The organism is Deinococcus aerolatus (genome assembly GCF_014647055.1).
GTDB classification, from domain to species: Bacteria; Deinococcota; Deinococci; order Deinococcales; family Deinococcaceae; genus Deinococcus; species Deinococcus aerolatus.
This window is the reverse complement of the sequence record NZ_BMOL01000044.1, coordinates 1-6,247: the sequence shown is the minus strand read 5'-3', so window position 1 is coordinate 6,247 and position 6,247 is coordinate 1. Positions and strand designations below refer to the sequence as shown.

The window sequence follows — 6,247 nt, the reverse complement described above, 5'->3', positions numbered from 1 at the left end:
CGGTCTGGTCAGCGTAGCCGCTGACCGGGGCGAAGTGACTTGGCCCGTGGTCCTGTCCGAGGGGTTCATTCCAATCGAGATGTTTATGAATGACTTCACCAGCGCGGCACCCTGGTCAGTCACGAGACGTTGCGCGAATGGTCTATCAAGTTCGCCCCGGTCTTCGCCGATTGTGGCGGGCGGTGGATCAGCACGGCTTCGTGCAGGGCATTCTCCTTCAACGACCGAAGCCGCGAAGAGCTTTTTGACAAGGCTGCTGGGTGAATACGACGTCCCAGAGGTGATCCACACGGATCAGCTGCCAGGCCGCCATCCGCGACCTACCCAGCCTCGATGGAGTGGAGTATCAGCAAGTAATCCGGGCGGCCTGCTGCAATAACAGGGTTGAGCAGTCCTACCGGCCCACACAGCGTCAAGTGCGGCAGCAACTTGGATTCAAGCGGCGGGAACGGATCCAAGAATTTCTGTGCCTGCACGCTTGGATCGAGAATCTCCACCACCACTCCCGCACCAGCGTTTCCGCCGCCATTCGAAAAAGCAATCAGCAGCAAGCGTTCCAGACGTGGTCAACAGTCGCGGCAGGAGTGGCCTGAGAATCAGGCCGCTCCTGCCCTCTGCCTGCCGGGAGCCAAGTCAAGGCAACACAGCCGTTTTCGGGACATGGCTCAGCGTGGAAGAATCGGAGTGGAACCGAGAGCCTGACCAGACCCGTGATTCAGCCTCTCGGAATAGACAACAACGCGATCTCGTTGGATTGAACCCAAACCCGCAGGCACCGCTACTTCGCCGCTTATCTGCGCATCTCCGCGTCACCATCAGTATCTGTTGAGAACCATGTCAGCAGGTTCGGCAGTTCGAGCGGAGGCGACACCAAAAAGCCCTGTAAGCGGTGAACACCCAGCGTACTCAACTGAACTCGCTGTGCTGGTGTTTCAACCCCCTTGGCAATCACTTCGAGGTCGAGGGCGCGGGCCAGTTGTGCCACCGCGCTCAACAGGGCCATGCCGCGAGAATCCGGGCCAAGACCCTGTACCAATGAACGGTCAAGCTTGACCGCGTGAATCGGCAACGTCTGTAACCCGGCAAAATGGGCGTGCCCGCCACCAAAATCGTCCAGGGTCAGGCGAACCCCTGTGGCGTTCAGCGCCTTCAAGGCGGAGCGGGCGCGTTCAGGAGCGCGCGCGACCAGTTCTTCACAAATCTCCAATGACAAACGAGAAGGCGTCACGCCAAATTCGGTTGTGGTTCTTCGGATGAGGTCAGGCAATTCCGGATCGACAAGTTGACGGGCCGACAGGTTGATGGCGGCGCCCAGCTGCGGCAACTGGGCCAGTGCAGCGCACACCGTCGTCAGTGTCCAGGCGTTCAACGGGAGGCTCAGGCCGCTGCGCTCGGCCAGTGGCATGAACTGATCAGGGGTGACATTTCCGTACGTTCTACTGCGCCAGCGCAGCAAGGCTTCCACGCTGTGCCAGCGGCCGCTGGGATCCTCAAGCGGCTGATACACCAGGTGAAATTCGCCCGCCGCAAGGGCGCCGTGCAGGGCGGATTCGAGGGTTGCTGGGGCCAGAGCGCCGCCGCTCGCACCAAACTCCAGTGTGCTGCCGCGCGCTTTTGCCCGGTACATGGCCTCATCGGCGTGCGTGAGCAAGGTGTCGAGATCTGAAGCGTCCTCGGGGTAGACGGCGAAGCCAAGACTGGGACGCATGTGAATTTCAATGCCATCCAGAAAGAATGGCTCGTCGAATGTTTCGGCAATCTGCCGGGCCAGAGGGACGACGTCCTGTCGACTGGCCTGCAACAGGAAGACAAATTCGTCCCCGCCCGTACGGGCCACCGTATCGTGTCCCCCCAGGGCGCGAGGTAACCGGGCAGCAACTTCTTGGAGCAGCAGGTCACCTGTATGGTGTCCGTAGGTATCGTTGACGGCCTTGAACTTGTTGAGATCCATCACACCCACGGCCACAGACGTACGGCGCGCGGCCGCCTCCCGCAAGGCGGTGCGCGCCCGTTCGGAGAGCAGCAGGCGGTTGGGCAGCCCCGTCAGCGCGTCGTACAACGCCAGACGTTCGAGTTCTTGCAGGCGGCTGGCCTGTTCGCGTTCAAGCTGCTCTTTGGCGGCGCGTTCAGCGGCGTAGCGGGCCTGCTCATGTTCCAGGCGCTGACGGTCACGCTCGAGTTCGCTTCTCGCCGCAAGCTCACGGGTCCGCTGCGCCGCTTCGGCGCGCAGCACCTCCGCTTCAGCCGTGTGGGCCCGGCGTAAGGTGGCCAGTGCCTGGACGAGTTCGCCGTCTTGCTCCTCCACCCGGGCCTGAAGCGCCAGGATGCGGGCCTGCTCCCGGACCCGGAGGCTGGCCCTGGCGTCAGGCAACGCCGCTTCTAATAGAAGGCGCGCTTCGTCCCCACGTTGCAAGTCCAGCAGAACCTCGCTGGCATCACAGCGCGCATCCAACACCAGATCAATATTCGCTTCCGGCATGGCCAGCGCCGCCTGGAAGTGAGTGAGTGCCAGGTTCAGCCTCCCCTGGTCACGCTGCACCAGGCCCAGACCATGCCAGGCGCTGGCTGTCAGTGCAGCGTGGTCGCCTGCCAGCGCCACGGCTCCATTCAGCAGGGCCAACGCCTCATCAAAATTCCCCTGACGCCGCAGAAAGTCGGCGTGATTGATCATGACTGTCGCCTCGCCTAACGGCTGATCCGCAAGTCGCGCGAAATCGAGGGCCCGCGTGTACTGCGTGTTGGCATCTCCGGGCAATTCAAGCGCATCGTAGGATTGAGCGAGATTGGCGGCCACCATGGCGGCGCGGGCTGGACCTGCCTGTGCCGCCACGTGGTCCGCACGCAACAGGTACTCAAGCGCCAGGTTAAAACTGCCCAGGTCAAGGTGGACTGCGCCGAGATTACACAGGACTGCGGCGCAGCCCCCCTGATCGCCCAGAACCTGACGAATGGAGAGGGCTTCTTCCAGATGGGTGAAGGCGCTCTGACTTTCCCCGCGGCTATGCTCAAGCCCCGCCAGGGCATTCAAAGCCTCAGCCAGCTCCGGAAAAGCACTCAGCGCGCGGGCCGCCGTCACGGCCTGCTCAAAGAGCAGCGTCGCGCGCGCATCGTCACTTCCTCGCAGCTCACGGGCCTGGCCGAGCAGAACGTCGAGATGATGTGCTGGATCGTTCACCCTGGGCTCCTTGCTCCACGTGGGAGACCCAGCGCGACAGACAAAGAAGTTACTGAAGCAACTGGGAGGCGTCCAGCATAGCCCCTGAGGTCAATCGGGCGGCCAGCACGGCAGGGTCCTTGCCTTCGGCCAGGGCCAGGGCAAGTGCGCCGGTGGCCAACGGCGCCGCGAACGAGGAGCCCGTCGCGCTGACCGTCTGGCCCTGAGGATAGGCGCTCTGAAGCGCCACTCCTGGGGCCAGCACTTCACCGCCACGCGTACTCCAGCTGGGAAAAGTTCCGTCGACATTGACGGCGCTGACGGAAACACCAAACTGTCCCAGAGGGTTTTTACCGTCCAGCGCATTGGCCGGCGCCTCGGGGTTGGCGCTGCCGTCATTGCCGCAGGCGGCCACCACCAGAACACCCCTGGAGACCGCAAATTGCAGCGCGGCGCGCACCCCCTTGTTGGACACCGAAGCAGCGATGCTCAGATGGATGATGTGTGCGCCCTGATTGACGGCAAAGCGAATGGCCTCGGCCACGCTGTCTGCGTCTCCAGAGCCATTAGGACTCAGCACCCGCAGGGGCAGAAGTTTGGCCTCAGGTGCCACCTGACGAAGAATGCCGGCCACCGCCGTTCCGTGCCCGTACGCGGCGTCGCCATCGGTGCCTTCTTCGGATGGATCGAGGTCTTTGTCCACGAAGTCGCGGCCCGGCAGCAGCGCACCTCTGAGCATCGGGTGGTCCAGATCGATTCCAGAGTCGATCACGGCCACCACCACGCCCCGGCCCATCCCAGGTGCCCTGGCTTGAGCCACATCAATCTTGACGGTGCGCAGCACCTCCGAATTGGCAGGCATAGGTTCAAAGACCCCTTCAGCCCACCACCTGGCTCCTTCAGCCCACCACCTGGCTCCTTCGGCCCACCATCTGGCTCCTTCAGCCCACCATCTGGCTCCTTCGGCCCACCACCTGGCACCACCTGGCTTGAAGCCAGCATGATCGACGAGCAAGGTGCGGTCAGTCGCTGTCTGACTCTGCAGGCCAGCAGCACTCAGCGTGCCGTGAGGACGTGAAATCGCCTGGGAGGGAGAGGGTGGGAGGGTGCCGCAGGCCCCCAGAATCAGGCAACCCAAAGTCAACAGTGCAAATCTGGAACGGTAGGCCATGTTAATCTGCCGCCTCTGCCAGGACGCTGGCCACGATAACTTGGTCAAGAAAACCGCGCACGGCGTTGGTCATGCTATGGACATCACTCACCGGCACCACACTTGTGCAGCATATTCCGCTGCGGTCCGCTGGCATGACCTGAATCCAGAGGCTGCCGACATCACGCCTCAGTCGGAAGGCAGCAGGATGGTCTTGCAGCGGCGTCCAGCCCAGTTGAAAATGAGGGCAGTGAACCAGCAGCTTTTCGAGCAACCATTGATCGAAGACGCTCAGGCGAACGTCACTTCCGACAGGCGAGACAAGTTGCGCCGTCCATTGACACAGCCGCGCATTGCGGTACTCCTGGTAAGCTTGCCCCATCAAACGGTGAACCTCAGTGACCAGATCGTGGACTGCACTGTCATCACACGAATTCTGGACCAGAAGTTGCGGGCCCTGAGCAGCGCAGCCTTCGAACGCAACGTCTGCGCTGGCCTGTCCACCTCCAACGCGGATCAACAAAGAGAGATCAAGGCCGAAATCTCTAATACCCCGAACGATAGAATTCACGGTGCCTCCCCGGCGTGTTATGAACGCCGCTGCCTGAATCAGGCGGGAATGTGACCGCGACAGGTCGCGGATTGACGGATAGCCGGTCGCACCATTGGCTCCACGCGTCCCAGGTGCCCGTATACAGGACCGCGCTTCACTGCCTCTATCAGACATGGTCCCAAGGAGCCGTGCTGATGTGGCCCACCCTATACATCGGCAGGACGCTTGACAAGCCACCCTCCCAGAAGATGAAGATTGAAGGAATAGTCGATCAGACAGGGGTTGTCAGAGTTAAACAGGATTTATTTAACATCCAGATAAATTTTGTCCTGAGAATCCTCAACACTGGGTCTCCCCCTCAGTACCCGACACTTTCCACAGCCGTCGTCTGGTCCGGCGTCCAGAATTGAATCAGGTGGAGCAGTTCGTCCATTGAGGTTCCGATCTGACGGGAAGACGCCCGAACGAGCGCCCGTAGACCTAGAGTCACGACACTCCAGGCCCGCCGTCCATGTTTTTTCAGCGCCGTGTCCTGGTCGATGCCGACCAGGACGCTCCAGACATACGCCAGGGTGAGCAAACAAAGCAGTCGCGTCACATGAGTGGGACGCGTCATATGGGTGTTTTCCAACCGGAAGCCCTTCGTTTTGAGCGCCCTGAACAGACATTCGATTCTCCAGCGCTTGCGGTATCCCTTCAGCATGCGACTGGCGGCGGTGGCGTTGCTCGCCACGATCAGGGGTATCCCCCTGATCTGTCCGGGTCAACACCACATTCATCGGGAGTCCATAGACCTCCACGCCCTCGAGGAGCATCGCCTGCTTTCCAGGTTGCAAGCCACCCAACCACTCGCCCGCTGGCAGGTCTTCGATGTGGGTATCGACGCGGAGACGGACGGTGATCGGTATCCCTCGCTCAGCCAAGCCCTGGATCCACGCCTGGCCGATGAATTCCCGGTCTGCATAAATCGTGGCAACGTCGCAGCAGTCCAGCAGCGTCAGCGCCTCGTCCATCACGGCCAGCCGGGTCCTCGTCCCGCTGCCCTCCGCTGTGCGGCAACAACTCGAACAGGAGTGGCACGGCCACACCTCGCCAGTTCACTGCCAGCACCAGCGCGTTGACATCGGTCTTCCCCAGTTTCCAGTTCGTGCGGTCAAGGGTGAAGTCCCGCCGTTTCCCATCGGGGAGCAACGCCAGAACCAGACGGGCAACATCCAGAGGACATAGCGGATGCTGGTGAAAGAATCGCTCAATCTGGCGAATGACGGAAGCCGTCTGAGCGTTGCCCGGGCAACGCTCGGCCAGTGATGCGTGGCGAACGTTTTTGGCCCCGATCAACGCCAGGACGAGCAGAGCGAGCAGTTCCACCTGATTTTTGCGGTAGGCCGGG

The 6,247-nt window shown here is 61.7% G+C and carries 4 protein-coding genes, 2 pseudogenes and 1 riboswitch; of the genes and pseudogenes, 1 reads left to right on the top strand and 5 read right to left on the bottom strand.

Features of this window, described 5'->3' with window-relative positions:
* Nucleotides 1-93 precede the first annotated feature (93 nt).
* Nucleotides 94-593, top strand: a pseudogene (locus tag IEY31_RS18845) (DDE-type integrase/transposase/recombinase); the annotation flags it as partial.
* Nucleotides 594-790: 197 nt separating this feature from the next.
* Here the strand turns inward: IEY31_RS18845 and IEY31_RS18235 are convergent.
* From IEY31_RS18235 to IEY31_RS18215, 5 genes and pseudogenes are all read right to left on the bottom strand, one after another.
* A complete protein-coding gene (locus IEY31_RS18235; RefSeq protein WP_188974379.1) occupies nucleotides 791-3,175 on the bottom strand; it encodes an EAL domain-containing protein in 2,385 nt (794 codons plus the stop codon).
* A 49-nt stretch (nucleotides 3,176-3,224) separates the two neighbouring features.
* Entirely contained in the window at nucleotides 3,225-4,016 is a 792-nt protein-coding gene (locus IEY31_RS18230) for a S8 family peptidase (RefSeq protein ID WP_188974378.1), read from the bottom strand.
* Nucleotides 4,017-4,326: 310 nt separating this feature from the next.
* The gene (locus IEY31_RS18225; RefSeq protein WP_188974377.1) at nucleotides 4,327-4,875 is read right to left on the bottom strand and encodes a hypothetical protein; all 549 of its coding nucleotides are present in this window, start codon (nucleotides 4,873-4,875) and stop codon (nucleotides 4,327-4,329) included.
* Between the two features lie 71 nt (nucleotides 4,876-4,946).
* A riboswitch (cyclic di-GMP riboswitch) is annotated at nucleotides 4,947-5,031 on the bottom strand.
* Between the two features lie 184 nt (nucleotides 5,032-5,215).
* Nucleotides 5,216-5,590, bottom strand: coding sequence for a transposase (locus tag IEY31_RS18220; RefSeq protein ID WP_188974376.1), 375 nt, complete (start codon nucleotides 5,588-5,590; stop codon nucleotides 5,216-5,218).
* Between the two features lie 182 nt (nucleotides 5,591-5,772).
* Nucleotides 5,773-6,247, bottom strand: a pseudogene (locus tag IEY31_RS18215) (hypothetical protein); the annotation flags it as partial.